Origin of the sequence: Actinoplanes solisilvae, from assembly GCF_003999975.1 — a bacterium.
In the GTDB taxonomy this organism is placed as follows: domain Bacteria; phylum Actinomycetota; class Actinomycetes; order Mycobacteriales; family Micromonosporaceae; genus Actinoplanes; species Actinoplanes solisilvae.
In genome coordinates this window covers 302,931-321,660 of the sequence record NZ_RJAC01000001.1, presented here as the reverse complement: position 1 = coordinate 321,660, position 18,730 = coordinate 302,931, and the positions used below count along the sequence as shown (strand labels likewise).

14 protein-coding genes are annotated in these 18,730 nt (G+C 70.2%); 8 read left to right on the top strand and 6 right to left on the bottom strand.

Translation table 11 applies throughout. From position 1 onward, the window contains the following. Nucleotides 1-40 precede the first annotated feature (40 nt). A complete protein-coding gene (locus tag EER30_RS01480) occupies nucleotides 41-1,492 on the bottom strand; it encodes a M1 family metallopeptidase (RefSeq protein WP_127497484.1) in 1,452 nt (483 codons plus the stop codon). A 120-nt stretch (nucleotides 1,493-1,612) separates the two neighbouring features. Here EER30_RS01480 and gatB point away from each other — a divergent pair, with 120 nt between their 5' ends. Continuing rightward, entirely contained in the window at nucleotides 1,613-3,112 is a 1,500-nt protein-coding gene (gene gatB, locus EER30_RS01475) for an Asp-tRNA(Asn)/Glu-tRNA(Gln) amidotransferase subunit GatB (protein ID WP_127497482.1), read from the top strand. Nucleotides 3,113-3,132: 20 nt separating this feature from the next. Here the strand turns inward: gatB and EER30_RS01470 are convergent, their stop codons facing one another. From EER30_RS01470 to EER30_RS01455, 4 genes are all read right to left on the bottom strand, one after another. Continuing rightward, nucleotides 3,133-4,146: a hypothetical protein gene (locus tag EER30_RS01470; RefSeq protein ID WP_127497480.1), complete on the bottom strand. Its 1,014-nt coding sequence runs from the start codon at nucleotides 4,144-4,146 to the stop codon at nucleotides 3,133-3,135. 45 nt (nucleotides 4,147-4,191) lie between these two features. After that, complete coding sequence (locus EER30_RS01465) at nucleotides 4,192-5,793, bottom strand: metallophosphoesterase family protein (protein WP_127497478.1); 1,602 nt, start codon at nucleotides 5,791-5,793, stop codon at nucleotides 4,192-4,194. 56 nt (nucleotides 5,794-5,849) lie between these two features. Then, nucleotides 5,850-7,028, bottom strand: coding sequence for a PQQ-dependent sugar dehydrogenase (locus EER30_RS01460; protein WP_432417491.1), 1,179 nt, complete (start codon nucleotides 7,026-7,028; stop codon nucleotides 5,850-5,852). Nucleotides 7,029-7,091: 63 nt separating this feature from the next. Beyond that, nucleotides 7,092-7,466, bottom strand: a complete 375-nt coding sequence (locus tag EER30_RS01455) for a PH domain-containing protein (RefSeq protein ID WP_164842199.1) — start codon at nucleotides 7,464-7,466, stop codon at nucleotides 7,092-7,094. 63 nt (nucleotides 7,467-7,529) lie between these two features. On the opposite strand from EER30_RS01455, the gene EER30_RS01450 reads away from it, so the two are divergent. The 3 genes from EER30_RS01450 to EER30_RS01440 all read left to right on the top strand — a co-directional run bounded on the left by EER30_RS01450 (nucleotide 7,530) and on the right by EER30_RS01440 (nucleotide 11,639). Next, nucleotides 7,530-8,615 (top strand): WD40/YVTN/BNR-like repeat-containing protein, encoded by a 1,086-nt coding sequence (locus EER30_RS01450; RefSeq protein WP_127497474.1) that lies wholly within the window; start codon nucleotides 7,530-7,532, stop codon nucleotides 8,613-8,615. Next, nucleotides 8,615-8,899 carry a MoaD/ThiS family protein gene (locus tag EER30_RS01445; protein WP_205650085.1) on the top strand — a complete coding sequence of 95 codons (285 nt, stop codon included), beginning with the start codon at nucleotides 8,615-8,617 and terminating at the stop codon, nucleotides 8,897-8,899. Before EER30_RS01450 ends, EER30_RS01445 begins: the two co-directional genes overlap by 1 nt. Nucleotides 8,900-9,008: 109 nt before the next feature. Beyond that, a complete protein-coding gene (locus EER30_RS01440; protein ID WP_240669702.1) occupies nucleotides 9,009-11,639 on the top strand; it encodes a putative bifunctional diguanylate cyclase/phosphodiesterase in 2,631 nt (876 codons plus the stop codon). Nucleotides 11,640-11,641: 2 nt separating this feature from the next. Here EER30_RS01440 and EER30_RS01435 read toward each other — a convergent pair whose 3' ends face one another. Next, nucleotides 11,642-12,655 carry a LacI family DNA-binding transcriptional regulator gene (locus tag EER30_RS01435; RefSeq protein ID WP_127497472.1) on the bottom strand — a complete coding sequence of 338 codons (1,014 nt, stop codon included), beginning with the start codon at nucleotides 12,653-12,655 and terminating at the stop codon, nucleotides 11,642-11,644. Between the two features lie 313 nt (nucleotides 12,656-12,968). Here EER30_RS01435 and EER30_RS01430 point away from each other — a divergent pair, with 313 nt between their 5' ends. From EER30_RS01430 to EER30_RS01415, 4 genes are read left to right on the top strand one after another with little or no spacing between them, the layout of a single operon-like run. Continuing rightward, the gene (locus EER30_RS01430; protein WP_240669701.1) at nucleotides 12,969-14,270 is read left to right on the top strand and encodes an ABC transporter substrate-binding protein; all 1,302 of its coding nucleotides are present in this window, start codon (nucleotides 12,969-12,971) and stop codon (nucleotides 14,268-14,270) included. Between the two features lie 58 nt (nucleotides 14,271-14,328). After that, nucleotides 14,329-15,312 (top strand): carbohydrate ABC transporter permease, encoded by a 984-nt coding sequence (locus EER30_RS01425; RefSeq protein WP_127497470.1) that lies wholly within the window; start codon nucleotides 14,329-14,331, stop codon nucleotides 15,310-15,312. Beyond that, entirely contained in the window at nucleotides 15,309-16,163 is an 855-nt protein-coding gene (locus EER30_RS01420; RefSeq protein ID WP_127497468.1) for a carbohydrate ABC transporter permease, read from the top strand. Before EER30_RS01425 ends, EER30_RS01420 begins: the two co-directional genes overlap by 4 nt. Nucleotides 16,164-16,215: 52 nt before the next feature. Next, complete coding sequence (locus EER30_RS01415) at nucleotides 16,216-18,681, top strand: glycoside hydrolase family 2 protein (RefSeq protein ID WP_127497467.1); 2,466 nt, start codon at nucleotides 16,216-16,218, stop codon at nucleotides 18,679-18,681. Nucleotides 18,682-18,730: the final 49 nt, after the last annotated feature.

Below are 18,730 nucleotides of genomic sequence, written 5' to 3'. Positions count from 1 at the left end.
GCGGGCCGCCCGGCACCGTGAGTGTCGGGCGGCCCGAGCTTCACTTCGGCGTGGACTTCGAGTCGAGCCAGGTGTTGATCAGGTTGGTGAAGTCGCGGCCGGTCTGCTTGTTGACGAAGGTGATGAACGACGCCCGCGTCTGCTGGGTGTTCTTCTGGGTCTGCACCCAGGCGCGGCCGAGGGCGAAGAACTTCGCGTCGCCGAGCGCGTCGTTCAGCTCCTTGAGCATCCCCGCCGGGCAGATATAGACATTGCTCTCGGCGAAGTTGGCCGCCTTGGGCGAACCGGGCGGGCCCAGCTTCTTGCGCAGCTCGGCGTCCCGTTGGCGAAGAAAGTCCTCGAGCTCCTTGTCGCTGTACTTCAGCACCTCCTGCCCGTAGAGGTACTGCACGTAGGTCGCCCAGCCCTCACTGAGCCACAGGTCGGTCCAGGTCGAGGGAGTCACCGTGTCGCCGAACCAGTGGTGGGCGTACTCGTGGAGCAGGTCCTCCTCGTAGGCCTGCTTGTCGAACTTCGTGGTCTTGGCACCCATCGTGATCATCTGTTGGGTCTCCATGCCGGAGGCCGAGTCGACGAGGACGATGCCGCCGCTGGGGAACGGGTAGGGCCCGAACCGCTTCTCCAGGAAGCTCAGGTAGGCCGGCGACTTCTTCAGCGACGGCACGAACTTCTCATCCTTGCCCGGCCGGTACCAGTAGGTCAGCGGGATGCCGCGCGGGCCCTTGGCGCTGACCTTCTTGTATTTGCCGACAGCCAGGGTCTGCAGGTAGCTCGCCATCGGGTCGGTGCTGCGGTAGCGGAACGTGGTGCCGTCCTGCCCGGCCGGGGTGCCGGCAGCGATCGCGGACCAGCCGGCCGGCACGGTCACCGCGATGTCGTAGAGCGCCTTGTCGGAGGGCTGGTCATTGGCTGGATACCACGTGTAGGCGCCCCAAGGCTCCTGCATCGTCCAGAGGCCGCCCTCCTTGGTGATCGTCAGTCCGAGGGGCTCGGTGTCGGATCGGTGCGACGGCATCGGGGTGGTGGCGGGCTTGCCGTGATAGCCGACCACGAGCGTGACCGGCTTGTCCTTGCTGACGGCGGCCGGGACGACCAGCTTCTCCTTGACGACCGTCGCCTTGGCGGCCGCGCCGTCGACCGTGACCTCGTCCAGGGCATACGGCTTGAAGTCGAGCTTGATCTCGGTCGCGTCGGCCGTGGGCCGGATCCGCAGCGTCGCGGTGCCCTTCAGGTTTTTCTGCTGAGGCTGCCAGGTGAGTTGCAGGTCATAGTGCAGCACGTCGAGGGCGGCGGTGCCGTGCTGTGGATACAGCTTGTCGGCGACCGGGGTGGACGTGCCCTTGCTCCACGCCGCGTAGTCGACGGCCGGGGCGGCCTGAGCAGCGCTGGAGGCCGAGGTGGTGGGGGTGGCGGTGCTGGTCTTGCCGTCGTCGCACGCGGTGAGAAGGCTGGCCGCGGTGAGGGCGGCGACGACGAGTGGGAGGCGTTGCATGGCGGGACCGTACACAAATGATCTTCACGTGTGGGGGCAGCCTGTGGGTCAGCGAACTTCCGTCGGTCGGGCCCACTAGTCTGGAAGCTGTTGAAGTCGACAGTCCTGGGAGCCCACCGCATGACGACCACCGCGCTGCCCACCTACGAGGACGCCGTCTCGCGTTACGAGCCGGTCATCGGCCTCGAGACCCACGTCGAGCTGGGCACGGCCACGAAGATGTTCTGTGGCTGCCGCACCGAGTTCGGCGCCGAGCCGAACACCCAGGTCTGCCCGGTCTGCCTGGGCCTGCCCGGCGCGCTGCCGGTGGCCAACCGCGCGGGCATCGAGGCGACCATCCGCATCGGCCTCGCGCTCAACTGCGACATCGCCGCGTGGTGCCGCATGGCGCGGAAGAACTACTTCTACCCCGACATGCCGAAGAACTTTCAGACCTCGCAGTACGACGAGCCTCTCTGTGTCGACGGCTTCGTCGACGTCGAGGTCGAGGGCAAGACCTACCGGGTCGAGATCGAGCGGGTGCACCTCGAGGAAGACACCGGCAAGACCCTGCACGTCGGCGGCGCGACCGGCCGCATCCACGGCGCCACCGAGTCGCTGGTCGACTACAACCGCGCCGGCATCCCGCTTGTCGAGATCGTGACCAAGCCGGTTCCCGGGCTGGGCGCGCTCGCTCCCGAGGTGGCCAAGGCCTACGTCGCCGAACTGCGCGACATCATCCGTTCGCTGGGCGTCTCCGACGTGCGCATGGAGCAGGGCTCGCTGCGCTGCGACGTGAACACCTCGCTGAACAAGCCGGGCGAGGAGTGGGGCACCCGCACCGAGACCAAGAACGTGAACTCGCTGCGGTCGGTCGAGCGTGCGGTCCGTTCCGAGATCATCCGCCAGACCGGCCTGCTCGACGAGGGCATCCGGATCTTCCAGGAGACCCGGCACTTCCAGGAGACGACCGGCGACACCCGGCCCGGCCGCTCGAAGGAGACGGCGACCGACTACCGCTACTTCCCCGAGCCCGACCTGGTGCCGATCGCGCCCGACCCGGCCTGGGTCGCCGAGCTCAAGGCCGCCCTGCCCGAGAAGCCGAGCAGCAAGCGGGCCCGGCTGCGTGAGGACTGGGGCATCAGCGCGATCGACATGGAGTCGGTGGCCAACGCCGGCGCTGTCGAGCTGATCGAGGAGACCATCGCCGCCGGTTCGTCGCCGGCCGGCGCGCGCAAGTGGTGGATGGGCGAGCTGGCCCGCCGCGCCAACGAGGGCAACATCGAGCTGGCCGCCGTGGGCGCCACGCCGGTCCAGGTCGCCGCCCTGCAGAAGCTGGTCGACGAGGGCAAGCTCAACGACAAGCTGGCCCGCCAGGTGCTCGAGGGCGTCGTCGAGGGCGAGGGCGACCCGGCCGAGGTCATGGCCGCCCGAGGCCTCGGAGTCGTCTCCGACACGGGCGCGCTGACCGCCGCGGTCGACGAGGCGATCGCCGCCAACCCCGACATCGCTGCCAAGATCCGTGACGGCAAGGTCGCCGCGGCGGGTGCCCTGGTCGGCGCGGTCATGAAGACCACCCGCGGCCAGGCCGACGCCAAGACGGTTCGCGACCTGATCCTGTCGCGCCTCGGCGCGGCCTGATCCGACCCCCGCCGCTCGCCTCAGTGGGCGGCGGGGACCACCGCGGACTGGGCCGTGGCCGACGCGGCGGGGTAAAGGGCCCAGCGCCGGGCCGTGCGGGCGCGAGCCAGGAAGGCCGGCACGCGGTTCGGGCGCACCGACTGGAACCACAGGGCGCCCGTCTCCGAGTCTTCGAGCAGACCGTAGAACTCGTCACCCTCCGGAGCCGTGAAATCGGCGGCCGGGGGCTCGGCGAAGATCGTCACCACGGCCCCGGGCGCGATGACCGCGCGTACGGCATCGGTCTCGCCGGTCGCGGGCACCAGGAACCAGCGGTGCACCGCCGTGCCGGTGGTCTCCAGCAGGGCCAGGTCGGCGCCGGCAGCCCGAGCCTGCTCGCCGATCCGGGTCCAGAAATAGTCGTCGGCCTCACCCTCGGCCTTGATCTCGGCGCGGGCCAGCGGCGCGAGCGGGGCGGCCGTGGTCGGGGCGGACGCGAGCGAACCCAGGTCGGAGACGCGCAGGGCCACCCCGGACCCGGCGACCGCGAGACGAACCTGCTCGCGGATCTGCCAGACGCCGATCAGCAGCAGCGACAGCCCGACCAGCCGGAAGGTCAGCGCCAGCGCGTCGTAGCCGAGCGCCGTGGCCAGTGAGTCGAGATCGTCCACCTGCCCCGATCCGCTGAGGGCGAGCCGGACCACGAAGGACAGGCCGAGGCACAGGCCCCAGCCGGCGATTCCCCAGTGGGTGACGACCGCGCCGGGCTCGACGTTGACGCGGGTCAGCAGGGTGCGGGTCTGGGCGCGCCACCAGTAGAACGCCCCGATGTAGGCGACCAGCAGCACGATGTTGAGGCAGTCGAGCGTGTACGGGTCCTCGACGACGGCGGCGACCAGCGGTGAAACGGCCCCGGTGGCGCCGCTGAGCGCGTACGACCGCAGCGCCAGGTCGGTGACCAGCAGAACCATCGTCAGCAGGGCGGCCGCGCCGACGGCGGCCAGGACGGCGAGAGTCTTCGTTTCCCACGAGCGGGGCGGGCGAGCGATCGTCATGCAGAGTCCCTCGTCGATCTTGAGTGAGCGACGGGACTCTACGGGTTATCGGCTCGGTTCCGACTGCGGGGTGGCCGAGCCGGACGGGGACGGGGTCTCCTCGGCCTTGGCGCCGACCACGTTGCGCTGCATCTCCACGTTGGACTGACCGGTACCGCCGAGCTGAATGTCGTCGTACGCCTTCAACTGGCGGTTCTCGTCGAAGTAGAGCACCGACAGGCTCAACGGGGTCGGATCGTCCTTTTCCAGGCCGCGCAGACCCGCACCGCCCGTCGAACCCTCGACCATCAGCCGGGTCGCCGGCGGTTGCTGTGCGCCGTTGGCGGGCGGAGCGGAGGGGGCCGACGCCGACGGCTCGGGCGCGGGCGGCGGCGCCAGCAGGCTCACCTCGCGTTTGTGCAGGTGACCGGCGAGCACCAGCGGCACCACCCCGGACAGCGGCGGCGCCATGGCCGGGTCGTGCACCAGAGCGATGTCGACCGGCTTGGCCGAGCCGCGGATCGTGTCGGCGAGCTGGGTGCCCGCGCGCAGCAGCGGCGACTCGGTGGCCGGGTCGGCGTCGGGGGTCTCGCTCTTGTCCGGAGTGAACTCCGGGTCGCCGATGCCGCCGATGGTCAGTCCGTCCACGGTGGTGATCTGGTTGTCGAGCACGATCGCGTTGCGCTGGCGGGCGACCGCGGCCTGGATGGCGGCCGAGTCGTGGTTGCCGCGGACCCAGATGTACGGGACGCCGATCGAGGGGATCGAGGAGGCGTACCCGGTCTCGGCGCTGCTGCCCCAGTCGACCGTGTCGCCCGTGTCGACCACGGCGTCGATCTCGAACGTCTGCACCACCGTGCGGATCAGCCCGTACGCCGAGGGGTTCAGATGCAGGTCGGAGACGTGCAGGATGCGGGTCGTGTTCGCCTCGGGCTCGTAGACCGGCAGGGACGACACCGTGGTGTAGAGCCGGCTCACGTTGCTGACGATCTGCTGCAGCTGCTCGGAGTAGCGGCCGTAGTTGTCGGCGATGCGGCGCGCGTCACCGACCACGGCGGGCGCGTTGACCAGCAGGCCCTCGTAGCGCGGTTCGGCGATCGATTCGGGTCGCAGCGTCGCCGCGGCCAGACCCAGGCTGCCACCGGTCACCACCAGGGCGGTCACGCCGGCGGCGGCAACCCGGCGGATGTTGCGGAAGATCAGCGCGCTGAGCACCAGGGCGCTGATCACCGCGATGCCGAGCGTGCGGATGCCGAGCTTGATCACGCCGTCGCGAACGTCCTCGACCGCGTTCTCGCCGGCCGAGCTGATCGCCGTGGGGTCGCCGATCAGGGCCTCGGTGCGGTTCTGGTCGAGCGCGGCCAGATTGACCTTGAGATGCAGCGGGCCGTCGTGGCTGTCGAGGTGCAGCGAGCCCAGCGGCGGCAGGTCGACCTCGGTGCCGCCGAGGACGGACGGGCTGATCGACATCTCGGCGCGGAACGGTCCCACGGCGACATTGGCGTGCGCGAACAGCATGGTGCCGATCACGACACCGCCCACGCTGATCAGCGTGATCATCGCGGCGACCCGCACCCGTCCCGTCCACGGGTTGCGGCGCAGAACACCGAAGAACCGGCCCAGGGCGTACGCGTACCGGCGCATCGGCCGTGTCGTCTGCTCGGTCATCGCGGGCACACCTGCCCCGCGCCGCCGCCCGTCAAACGCCTCCACCGTGGCATGACTCAGCTACGCCCGGCGCCGCCGTCGGAGAAGACCAGCCGGATGATCCGGTCGTCGTCGGGGCCGGGATCGCCGCCGTCCTCCTGGTTCGAGGTGCTCACCCAGAGCGAGCCGTCGGGCGCGGCGATCATGCCCCGCAACCGTCCGTATTCGCCGGCCAGCACCGACTGCGGCGTGCCCAGCACGGTGCCGTTGCCGGTCACGGTGAGCAGGTAGGCGCGCTGGCCGAGCAGGCACGCCGTGGCGATCGTCTGCTCGAGCGCGGCGACCCCGGCGCAGCCCGACTCGGCCGCCGTCCAGGTGAACAGCGGGTTGGTCAGCTTGGGGTCGGCACCTGCGCCGTCGGCCTTGGGCCAGCCGTAGTTCTTGCCCTTGCCGATCACGTTGAGCTCGCCGGACCTGCGCTGGCCGCTCTCACTGGCGTACATGCGTTTGGTCTTGTCCCACGTGAGGCCCTGCACGTTGCGGTGGCCGGAGCTCCAGACCAGGCTGTCTTTCACCGGGTTGCCGGGCGCGGGCTTGCCGGCCGTGGTCATGCGCAGGATCTTGCCGCCGAGACTCTTCGGGTCGGGCGCCTGCGTGCCGGTCGGTGTGGCGTCGCCGGTGCCCGCGTAGAGCTGGCCGTCAGGGCCGAAGGCGAGCGCGCCGCCGTTGAGGTCGGCCGAGCGCGGGATGCCGGTGACGATCGGCGTGAGCTTGCCACCGAGGGTCAGCTTGCCGACGCGATTGTCCTTGGCGGTCGAGTAGTAGACGAAGACGGTCTTGTCGGTCTGGTATTTCGGGGAGACCGCGATGCCGAGCAGGCCGCCGTCGCCGGACGCGCGCACCTCGGTGAGTCGTTGCGCCTCGGTGACGGTCAGTCCGTTCGCGTCGGACTCGGGGCCGACCTTGAGAATGCGGCCGGTGTCACGCTCGGTGACCAGGGCCGCGCCGTCGGGCAGGAACGCCAGGCCCCACGGGACGTCGAGATCTTTGGCCAGGACGGTGACCGCGACCTCTTGCGCGCCGCCGCTGGGAGCCTCGGCGCCGTCGGAGGGTGCCGCGGCCGAGGGAGCCGGCAGGTTGGGCGGGGCGCCCTGCTGGTCGGGGTCGGGCGGGCCGAAGCTGCAGGCCGAGGTGAGCCCCAGAACCGCGGCGAGCGCCACCACGGCGACCCTGACCCGGCGGGAACGCACGATCACTCGACCTCCTCGAGACTCGACGCACCCCAGGGTAGCGAGGTCAACTGAGAAGCCCAGCCGGACTCACTTCTCGCCGCCGATCTCCTGTCCGCCGGCCGCCAGCACCTTGGACAGGTTGTCGCGGGTCACGCCGGTCAGACGGATCATGTTGCCGTTGTCGAGCAGGGCGGCGATCTGGCCGCTGCGGTCGGGCGCCAGCTCGGTGACCCGCGCCCACGGCACCCGGGTGCTGCCGAACAGGGCACGCACCCGCAGCTCGTCGGCGAAGACGTCGGTGCCGGCGCGCCAGGCCCACACGAAGGCCGCCACCGGGATCAGCAACACCAGGGCGTACGCCCACCCGTAGCTGGCGAACGGGACGGCGCCGACGAACGCGAGCACCGCGGCGACCATGAGGGCGCCGGTCTTGCGGACGCGGAGCAGGGGCTTGACACGCACCGCGCCATCCTCCCACCCGCGGTGTGCGGCATTTCTGTCGGACCCGGCGCGCATAATCTCGCCATGACAGTGCTTCTCGCGATCGGCACGCAGAAGGGCCTCTTCCTGGCCACCAGCGACGATGAACGCCGGACCTGGCACGTCGGCCCGGCTCACTTCCCCGGCACGGCCATCTACACGGTCGGCGTCGACCCGCGCGGTCCCCGCCCCCGCCTCCTGGTCGCCGTCGACAACTCCCATTTCGGCCCGAGCGTCGCCGTCAGCGACGACCTCGGCGAGACCTGGCAGGAGCCCGACACGGCTCCCATCGCCTTTCCCGAAGACGCCGGAGCCGCCATCGAGCGGGTCTGGCAGCTCGTGCCCGGCGGCCCGGCCGAGCCCGGCGTGATCTACGCCGGCTCCCAGCCCTCGGCGCTGTTCCGCTCGGCCGACGGCGGCCGCTCGTTCGAGCTGGTCCGCGGCCTCTGGGACCATCCGCACCGCCCGCAGTGGGGCGCCGGCTTCGGCGGCCAGGCGATCCACACGATCCTGCCCCACCCGAGCGACCCGTCGCGCCTGCTCGTGGCCATGTCGACCGGCGGGGTCTACCGCTCCGGCGACGGCGGCGCGAGCTGGGCCCCGGCCAACTCCGGCATCAAGGCCTACTTCCTGCCCGACCCGTGGCCCGAGTTCGGCCAGTGCGTCCACCGGGTGGCCCGCGACGCCGGCGACCCCGACCGTCTCTACGCCCAGAACCACCACGGCGTCTACCGCTCCACCGACGGCGGCGACAAGTGGGAGTCGATCGCCGCGACGCTGCCGTCCGACTTCGGCTTCCCGATGGTCGCCCACCCCACCAGGCCCGGCACTATCTGGAGCTTCCCGCTCACCGCCGACAGCGAACGCCACCCGACCGAGCTGCGCTGCCGCGTCTACCGCTCGACCGACGCCGGCGACACCTGGGAGCCACAGCACCGCGGCCTGCCCGACGGCCCCTACTACCCGGTCGTGCTGCGTGACGCGATGTGCACCGACGACCACGACCGCGCCGGGGTCTACTTCGGCACCCGGGCCGGCGAGGTGTTCGCCACCAGGGACGAGGGCGAGAGCTGGCAGACGGTGGTCGCCCACCTGCCCGACGTGCTCTCGGTGCGGGCGGTGTCGGTCTGATGCCGGTGCTGCTGGTGCCGGGCGTGCTGCGGTCCGAGGCGGGCGGGGCGTCCCGGCTCGAGATCGGCGCGGCCGGCACGCTCGGCGCCGTGCTGACCGAGGTCGAGCGGCGCTGGCCGCTGCTGGCCCGGCGCATCCGCGACGAGCAGGGCGCGGTCCGGCGCTACGTCAACGTCTATGTGGACGGCGAAGACGCCCGCCGCGCCGACGGGCTCGAGACCCCGGTCAAGCCCGACTCCGAGATCCAGGTCCTGCCCTCGGTCGCCGGGGGCGCGGCTCCATAGCCGACCGTTCGAACGTGCGAAGAAACGATCCCCGGCCGTAACCTGTTCGAGGGACGCTCGTTTGTCCGGTGCAGCGTCCCTCCGACCCCCCTTCGCATTGGAAGTCGACGTGGCAGTGCCGCCCCCCACGCGCACCCACCTCGCCCGGCCGCCGCGCTGCCGGGCGATGTTTCTAGGCGTGCCCGTGACGGCGGCGCTGGTGCTGCTGGCGGGCGGGGCCGACCTGATCCCCGGTCAGATCGCGCTGGCCGTGGGGGTCGGCGGCTGCGGCCTGTGGGCCACCGTCCACCTCGTACGGGCTGCCCTCACGATCCACCACGCCGACCGGTCGTTCGTGGCCTGCCGGGGCGCCGGGTTCGTGGGCATGGGTGCGCTGGCCGCGGTCGTCGCGGTGCTGCTGACCCTGCTGGGGCCACCGTCGGTGGTCGTCTGGGTGACGGCCGTCTTCGCCCTGGCCGCCGGCTGCTACGCGACCGGCGCCCTGCTGCTGCCCGGTTCGGGTAGGGGCTGGATCCTGCATTCCCGGCGGGCCTTCGACGGCCTCGGCCTCGGCGTCAGCCTGGCCTTCGCCGGCTACCTGCTCACCCCGGCCGAGGCCGCCAGCCCAGGTGCCCTGCCGGTCACCCTGATCGGCGCCACCGGGGTCGCGATCGTGCTGGTCGCCGTGTTGCGCGGCTGGCCGGCGCGGTGGCCCGCGGTGCGCTGCGGCGCCGGCGCGATCCTGGTCCTCGGCGGCATCGGCTCGATCACCACCCTGCTCACGATCGACGGCGGCGGCCAGGTGCCGGCGCTGGCCGGCCTGCCGATCGTGGCCGGTCTCGGGCTGACCGCCGAGGGCGGCTCCCGCCGCGACCTGCCCGCCGTCCCGCTCGAGCCGCGCAGCCCCGATCAATACCTGGCGAGCTACCCGCTGCTGGCCGTTCCGGCCGCCGTGGGTGTCGTGGCCGCCGTCTGGCACCTGATCGTGCAGCGCACGTTCGACACCACCAGCATCATCCTCGGCATCGCGATGGTCGCCGTGCTGGCCATGCGCGAGCTGCTCGTCGTGCGTGACATCCGGCGTTACGCGAGCCAGTTGCAGACCGCCGAGGCCCACTTCCGCTCGCTGGTCGCCGGGGCCACCGACCTCACCCTGGTGCTCGACGAGCGGCTGCACATCCGGTGGCAGTCGCCGGCCGCGTCCCGGCTGTTCGGGCTCAACGACGACGAGGTGGTCGGCCGCGCGTTCACCGAGCTGATCCACCCCGACGACGTCGAGGGGGCCCGCGAGGTGATCGACGCGGTCCTCGACGGCGAGCAGACCGACGGCCCGCCCGAGCTGGTCACCGCCCGGCTGCGCGACGGCGCCGACCTGTGGCGCGACACCGAGTCGACGATCACCGACCAGCGCTCGGTGCCCGAGGTGGCCGCGCTGGTGGTGCACGTGCGCGACATCGGCGAGCGCCGCCACCTCGAGAAGACGCTCAAGAAACTGTCCTACACCGACCAGCTCACCGGACTGGCCAACCGGCGGGCGCTGATGCGCGAGCTGCTGGCCCACCGTCGCCGCGCCGGTCAGCAGGGCACGCTGCTCGTGATCGACCTGCACGGCCTGGCCGAGATCAACGACAGCCGTGGCCGCGAGACCGGCGACGCGGTGCTGATCGAGGTGGGCCGCCGCATCCGCGGCCTGCTCGGCGACGAGGACATGCCGGCCCGTCTCGGCGGCGACGAGTTCGCGGTGCTCACCACCGACGGCGCCGTGCTGGCCTATGCGCTGGCCGCCCGCATCGCCACCGTGCTCGCCGAGCCCCACCAAATGCCCGGCGCGATCGTCGAGGTGCACACCAGCATCGGCCTGGCCGAGCTGGCCGGTGGGGTCGACTCCGACGAGGTGCTGCGCCACGCCGACCTGGCCCGTCGCCGCGCCCGCCAGCTCGGCCTCGACCGCGTCGAGTGGTACGACCCCGACGTCGAGATGAAGCTCAACCGCCGCATGGACCTCGAGCGTGAACTGCTCGGCGCGGCCGACCGGGGCGAGCTCGACCTGGTCTTCCAGCCGGTGGTCGGCCTGCGCGACGAGCAGCCGGTCGGCGTCGAGGCGCTGCTGCGCTGGCGGCACCCGCAGCTCGGCACGATCCTGCCGAACGAGCTGCTGCCGATCGCCCGCGCCGTCGGCATCTCGGCCGAGCTCGACGAGTGGGTCCTCGGCGCCGCCTGCAAACACCTGGCCGCGTGGCGTGACGACGGCTTCTGGCTGTCGGTCAACGTGTCACCGCGTGAGCTGCTCACCGCCCGCTTCCCCGACCGCGTCGCGTCGACCCTGAAGCGTTACGGGCTGGCCCCCGAGCGCCTGGTCGTCGAGATCGCCGAGACGTGGATCGCCGAGGACGTGCCGGCCATCGTGGCGTCGCTGGCCGCCCTGCGCAAGCTCGGCGTGCGCGCCGCCCTCGACGACTTCGGCGCCGGTCAGGCCTCGCTGTCGCACCTGCGCCGGCTCCCCGTCGACATGCTCAAGCTGGACGCCTCCCTGGTCAACACGTCGTCCGAGGCGGCCACGGGCCACGGCCCGGCGGTCATCGACGTCGTCGTCAGCCTGGGCCGCCGGCTCGGCCTCGAGATCGTCGCCAAGGGCCTCGAGACGCAGGAGCAGCGCGATCGGGCCGCCAAGGCCGGCTGTCTCTACGGGCAGGGTTTCTCGCTGGGCCGCCCGGCGCCGGCCGAGCGCATCGAGGCCTATTTGGAGAGCCACCGCGCGTAGGACTAGCGGGGCGGGGCCGTGCTTCCGCGGGGGGTCAGGTGGGCCGTGCCGGCCTCGACGTTGCCGACCTGCTTGCCGTCGATCGCGGCCAGCAGTTCGCGGGCGGCGTGGGCGCCGTATTCCGCGATGTCGCGTGACAGTGCTGTCAGCGGCGGATGCACCAGGCTGCACAGTGGAGAGTCGTCCCACGCCACAATGGACAGGTCACCGGGCACGGCGAGGCCCATCTCCTGTGCGACGGCCAGCCCGGCTATGGCCATCACGTCGTTGTCGTAGATGATTGCGGTGGGGCGGTCGGCGCCGATCAGGAGCCGGCGCGTCGCCCGGCCGCCCTCTTCGCCGGTGTAGTCCGACGGCATCGTCACGGCCTCGTTGAGCCCCAGCGAGGTGCAGACGTCTTCGAAAGCCCGGGTGCGCGTGCGTGTGTGCAGCAGGTCGGGCAGGCCGCCGACCCGGGCGATGCGGCGGTGGCCGAGCGCCACCAGGTAACGCACCGTCTCGGTGATCGCGCCGGCGTCGTCGGACCACACCTGGGCGATCTTGCCGGTGTCGCCGGGGCCGCCGATCACCACCGCGGGCAACTGAAGCTGTTGCAGCACGGGGATGCGGACGTCATTCTCGCGCAGGTCGGTGACGATCACGCCGTCGATGCGACGCTCGCCCCACCAGCGGCGATAGACCTCCACCTCCTGCTCGGGGGTGCTCACGACCTGGAGCGTCAGCGCGTAGGAGCGGGCGGCCAGCTCGGCCTCGAAGCCGCTGATCAGGCCCATGAAGAACGGCTCGATGCTGAGGATGCGCGCGGGCCGGCACAGGGTGAGCCCGACGGCGCGCGCGCTGGCGCCCGAGAGAGCGCGGGCCGCGCTGTTCGGGTTGAAACCGATCTCCTGGGCGATGGCGACGATGCGCTGCCTGGTTGCCTCGGAGACGCCGGGCTGGCCGTTGAGCGCGTAGGACACCGCGCCTTTCGACACGCCCGCCCGCCGCGCGATGTCGGCGATCGTGGGCCGCTTCACTCGGTCTCCTCTGTTCCCCGCCGAGGCTTCCCACCGAGCCTACCGGCGGAGTTTACCGGTGACGGGGATCGGTAGAGCGCTCTCACGGATACTCGTGCCGAGATGAGTGAACGGCGGCGGCGTGAGTTGATCGGTTAAGTGTCGGCAGACACACCAATTCTGTAAACAGCCTACGGCCGTTAAGCCCGAATCATCCCGCTTAACGAGTACTGACAACGATGCCAGATCACGGCTGTAACACGGTATTGACAGCCTTCGAATGCCGTCATAGCGTCTCGTCAACTTATCCGGTTCAGTGAATTCTCTCTCCGCCATGGAGGCGTACATGGAACGGCTGGGCAAACGGAGTGTGCGAGCGATCGTGGTCGCGGCGGCGGCGACTCTGGCGATCACGGGCTGCAGCGGGCAGAGCCTCGAGGGCAGTGGCGACAAGACCGACGCGACCGGCGAGCAGATCACGCTCAAGGTCGCGTTCTGGGGCGACATGGGCCTCGACAAGCTCAAGGCCGCGTACGAGAAGGACCACCCGAACGTCAAGATCGTGCTGAACTCGGGCGAGTACAACGCCCAGCACGAAGACCTGCAGAAGAAGCTCGTGGCCGGCAACGGCGCGGCCGACATCTCCGCCGTCGACGAGGGCTTCATCGTCCAGTTCCGCAGCCAGGCCGACAAGTTCGTCAACTACCTGGACAAGGGCGGGGCCGAGTTCGAGCCGAAGTACCTGCCCTGGAAGTGGGCCCAGTCGCTGTCGCCGGACGGCAAGCAGATCGGCCTCGGCACCGACGTCGGCGGCCTGGCCATGTGTTACCGCTCCGACCTGTTCAAGAAGGCCGGCCTGCCCACCGAACGCGACGCCGTCTCCAAGCTGTGGTCGAGCTGGGACGAGTTCATCGAGGTCGGCAAGACGTACACGGCCAAGACCGGCAAGAAGTTCGTCGACTCCGGCACCAACATGTTCAACCCGGTGCTCGCCCAGCAGCCGGTCGGCTTCTACAACGAGCAGGACCAGCTGCAGATGGAGGGCGGCCCCAAGGTCGCCTTCGACGCCGCGATGAAGGCCATCAACGCCGACATCTCCGCCGACCTGGCCAGCTTCCAGCCCAACTGGGACCAGGGCTTCAAGAAGGACCAGTTCGCCGTGCTCGCCTGCCCGGCGTGGATGCTCGGCCACATCCAGGACACCGCGCCCGACCAGAAGGGCAAGTGGGACATCGCCGCGATCCCCGGCGGCGGCGGTAACTGGGGCGGCTCCTGGTGGACCGTGCCGGCGCAGGGCAAGAACACCGACGCGGCCGTCGAATTCGTGAAGTGGATGGTCCAGCCCGCGCAGCAGATCGAGGTCTTCAAGACCGTCGGCAACCTGCCGTCGCAGCCCGCGCTCTACAAGGACCCCGCGGTGCTCGACTACAAGAAGGAGTTCATGAGCAACGCGCCCACCGGGCAGATCTTCGCGGCCACCGCCGAGAACCTGAAGCCGCAGTACCTGGGCAAGAAGAACGGTCCGACCCGGGTCGCGGTCGAGAACGTGATCCGCCGCGTGCAGGAGGGCAGCCTCAAGCCCGAAGCGGCCTGGGCCGAAGCGATCAAGGAAGCCGAGAAGGCGTCCAAGGCCTGATCCCTTTCGATCGAGGGCGGGGTGGCGTGGGCCGCCCCGCCCGGACCTAGGAGTGGCCGTGTCCCTCACTCAGCTCCGCCCGGCGCCGCCGCACGATCCGTCGCCGCCGAAGTCCCCCGGCCGGATCAAGCTCTGGCTCTACCGTTTCGACACCAAGAGCGTCCCGTACGCCCTGATCGCGCCGTTCTTTATCCTGTTCGGCGTCTTCGGGCTCTTCCCCATCGTGTTCAACGGCGTCGTGGCGCTGCGCAACTGGCGGCTGGACGACCCGACGCTGACCGGCTGGGCCGGTTTCGAGAACTTCACCAAGCTCGCGCAGGACGAGGACTTCTGGAACGCGCTCGGCAACACGTTCGGGATCTTCCTGCTCTCGACGATCCCGCAGTTGCTGCTCGCCCTGCTCGTCGCGAGCATCCTCAACCGCAAGCTCCGTGCGATGACGTGGTGGCGTATCGGCGTACTGCTGCCCTATCTGACGCCCGTGGTTGCGTCCACATTGGTCTTCGCCGTCTTCTTCTCGCGTGATTACGGCATGGCGAACTGGTTCCTCGGGCTGGTCGGCTTCGGCCAGGAGACCCCGCTCGACTGGCGGGCGGCCAAGTGGAGCAGCTGGCTCGCGATCGCCACGATGGTCAACTGGAAGTGGATCGGATACAACGCGCTGCTCTATCTGAGCGCGATGCAGACCATTCCCAAAGACGTGTACGAGGCCGCGGCCGTCGACGGCGCCGGCCCGTGGCGACAGCTCTGGCGGATCACCGTACCCATGATCCAGCCCGTCGTGGTGTTCACCGTGATCCTGTCGACGATCGGCGGACTGCAGCTGTTCAACGAGCCGATGATGTTCGACGAGAACCCGCAGTCGGCCAGCGGCGGCTCCGACCACCAGTTCCAGACGATCGCCCAGCTCATCTACAAGGTCGGCTGGAAGGACCTCAACCTCGGGTACGCCGCCGCCATGTCCTGGGCGCTCTTCCTGATCATCCTGATCGTGGCCGGCGTCAACGCCCTGCTGACCAAGCGCATCGGAGGAGACCGGTGAGGACGTACGTGACGCGGGCGCCCCAGGACACCCCCGGCTCGTGGAAGACGTATCTCGGCCTCTCCGCGATCATGCTGTTCTCGGCATTCCCCGTCTACTGGATGTTCGTGATCGCCACGAGCGCCGACGAGGCCGTCACCCGGATGCCGCCGTCGGTCATTCCCGGCAACCAGCTGCTGACCAACCTGAACGAGGTGTTCACGCTCCAGGACGTCTACTTCACGGCGTCCCTGATCAACAGCGTGATCACCGCGACCACGATCACGGTGGCGACGCTGTTCTTCTGCTCGCTGGCCGGGTTCGCCTTCGCCAAGCTGCGGTTCAAGGGCCGCAACGCGCTGATGATCGTGGTGATCCTGACCCTGACCGTGCCCAACCAGCTCGGCGTGGTCGCGCTCTACATCGTGATGGGCAAGCTGCAGTGGAACGGCACCCTGCTCGCGGTGATCGCGCCCGGGCTGGTCAGCGCGTTCGGTGTCTTCTACATGCGGCAGTTCATCGCGCACGCCGTGCCCGACGAACTGGTCGAGTCGGCTCGCATCGACGGCGCTCTGACGATGCGCGTCTACTGGAACATCGTGCTGCCGGCCATCCGTCCCGCCCTGGCGGTGCTCGGCCTGCTCACGTTCGTCATGGCCTGGAACGACTTCCAGTGGCCGTTGATCACTCTGAACGGCACCGACTTCCCGACGTCCATGGTCGCGCTGTCGGACCTGGCCAGCGGCAACTACGTCATCTACCGGCGAGTGCTGGCCGGGGCCTTCGTCGCCACCGTTCCGCTGATCGTTCTGCTCCTGATCGGCGGACGGCAACTCGTACGGGGGATCATGGAAGGCGCAGTCAAGAGCTGATCCCCGTGGGGGCCCGCGCCTGCCGGGTCCCCACGGGCGAGTAAGGAGAAACGTGACCTCGTACCGCCCCCTGCACGAAGGCTGGACCCTTTCGGGAGCCGACGTCGAGAGCCTTCCCGCCACCGTGCCCGGCTGCGTGCACACCGACCTGCTCCGGGCCGGGCGGATCGCGGATCCGTACCTGGACGAGAACGAAAAGCAGCTCGCCTGGATCGGGCGCACCGACTGGGACTACTCGACGACGTTCACGGCCACGCCGCCCGCCGAGGGGGAGCGGATCGACCTGGTCTGCGCCGGGCTCGACACGATCGCGGCGATCGAGCTGAACGGGGTCGCGGTCGGTTCGACGGCCAACCAGCACCGCAGCTACCGGTTCGACGTCGGTTCGCTGCTGGCCTCCGGCGAGAACACCCTTCGCGTACGGTTCACCAGCGCCTACACCTATGCCGAAGCGCAGCAACAGCGGCTCGGTCACCGCCCCAACGCGTACGACGAGCCGTTCAACTTCATCCGCAAGCAGGCCTGCAACTTCGGGTGGGACTGGGGCCCCATCCTCGTCACGGCGGGCATCTGGCAGCCGATCGGGCTGGAGAGCTGGCGGGTGGCGCGGCTGGATTCGGTGCGGCCGCAAGTGACGGTCGACCGCGGCACGGGCCGGGTCGAGCTTCGGGTACGTCTCGACCGGGCCGCGGCCGAGCCGGTGACGATCACCGCCTCGGTGGGTGGGCGGAGCGCGCAGGCGACCGTCGACGGCATCGAGGCGCTGCTGATCCTCACCGTCGACGACCCCGATCTGTGGTGGCCGCGCGGGTTCGGTTCGCAGGCCCGATACGACCTGGACGTGACGCTGACGTCGGCCGGCGGGACCGTGCTCGACACCTGGAACCGCAAGATCGGTTTCCGTACGGTCCGGGCGGACACGACCGACGACGGCTACCGCATGATCGTCAACGACGTGCCAATCTTCGTGCGGGGCGTCAACTGGATCCCGGACGACGTGTTCGCCGACCGGGTCACCCGTTCCCGGCTGGCCGAGCGGTTCCGGCAGGCGGCCGACGCGAACGTCAACTACCTGCGCATCTGGGGCGGCGGCCGGTACGAGTCGTTCGACTTCTACGACCTCGCCGACGAGATGGGCTTCATGGTCGGGCAGGACTTCCTGTTCGCCTGCGCGGCCTATCCCGAGGAGGAACCGTTCCGCTCGGAGATCGAGGCCGAGGCCCGCGAGAACGTGGTGCGTCTCGCGTCGCACCCGAGCCTGGTCGTGTGGACCGGCAACAACGAGAACCTGTGGGGCTATGAGGACTGGGACTGGAAGCCGGTTCTCAACGGGCGCACGTGGGGGTCGGCCTACTACTACGACCTGCTGCCGCGCGTCGTCGCCGAGCTCGACCCGACGCGGCCCTACTGGCCCGGCAGTCCCTATTCGGGGGCGCCCGACCGCTATCCGAACGACCCCGCCTTCGGCACGACCCACGTGTGGGACGTCTGGAACACCGATGACTACACGAAGTACGCCGCCTACCGCCCGCGGTTCGTCGCCGAGTTCGGCTTCCAGGGTCCGCCGACGTTCTCGACGGTGCGACGGTCCATCTCGGACGAGCCACTCGCGCACGACTCGCCCGGCATGGCCCACCACCAGAAGGCCGGCGGCGGAGACGAGAAGCTGCAGCGCGGGCTGGACAACCACCTGCCGCAGCCGCGCGACTTCGACGACTGGCACTTCCTCACCCAGCTCAACCAGGCCCGCGCGGTGGCGTTCGGCATCGAGCATTTCCGCTCGCTGCGCCCGCTCTGCAACGGCACGATCATGTGGCAGCTCAACGACTGCTGGCCGGTCACCTCGTGGGCCGCGGTCGACGGTTACGGCCGCAAGAAGCCGCTCTGGTACGCGATGCGGGACGCCTACGCCGACCGCCTGCTGAGCTTCCAGCCGCGTACGGGCGAGACGCTGACCCCCGGCGGCCCGCGCACCGACATCGAGCCGGGCACGATTGTTCCCGCCGACGGCGTGCCCGCCCTGGTGGCGGCCAACGACAGCCGCACGCCCTGGACCGTCGAAGTCACCGTGACCCGCCGCAACCTCGCGGGTGACGTGCTGGCCTCAGCTGTGCTCGGCGCGAGCGTCGGCCCCGGCGAGAACGCCACCCTGGCGCAGCCCACCGACGTGACCACCCCCGGCGACCCCTCGACGGAGTTCCTCGTCACCGACACCGGCACGACGTGGTTCTTCGTGCCGGACAAGGACGTTGCCTGGCCGCCCGCCGACTTCACCACCGACGTCACACGCGACGGCGACATCACGAGGGTCACGGTTCGCGCGACGTCGATCCTGCGGTCGCTGACCCTCTTCCCCGACCGCCTCGACCCGACCGCCGAAGCCGACCGCGCCGCGGTCACCGTCCTGCCCGGCGACGCGGTCACGTTCACCGTCCACTCCGAACAGCCGCTCGATCCGGCGGCTCTTTCCCGCCGCCCGGTTCTCCGCTGCGTCAACGACATCACGTCGTCACACTGACCGCTGTTCCGCCACCGCCCCGCACGTCCCCTGGGACCGTGCGGGGCGG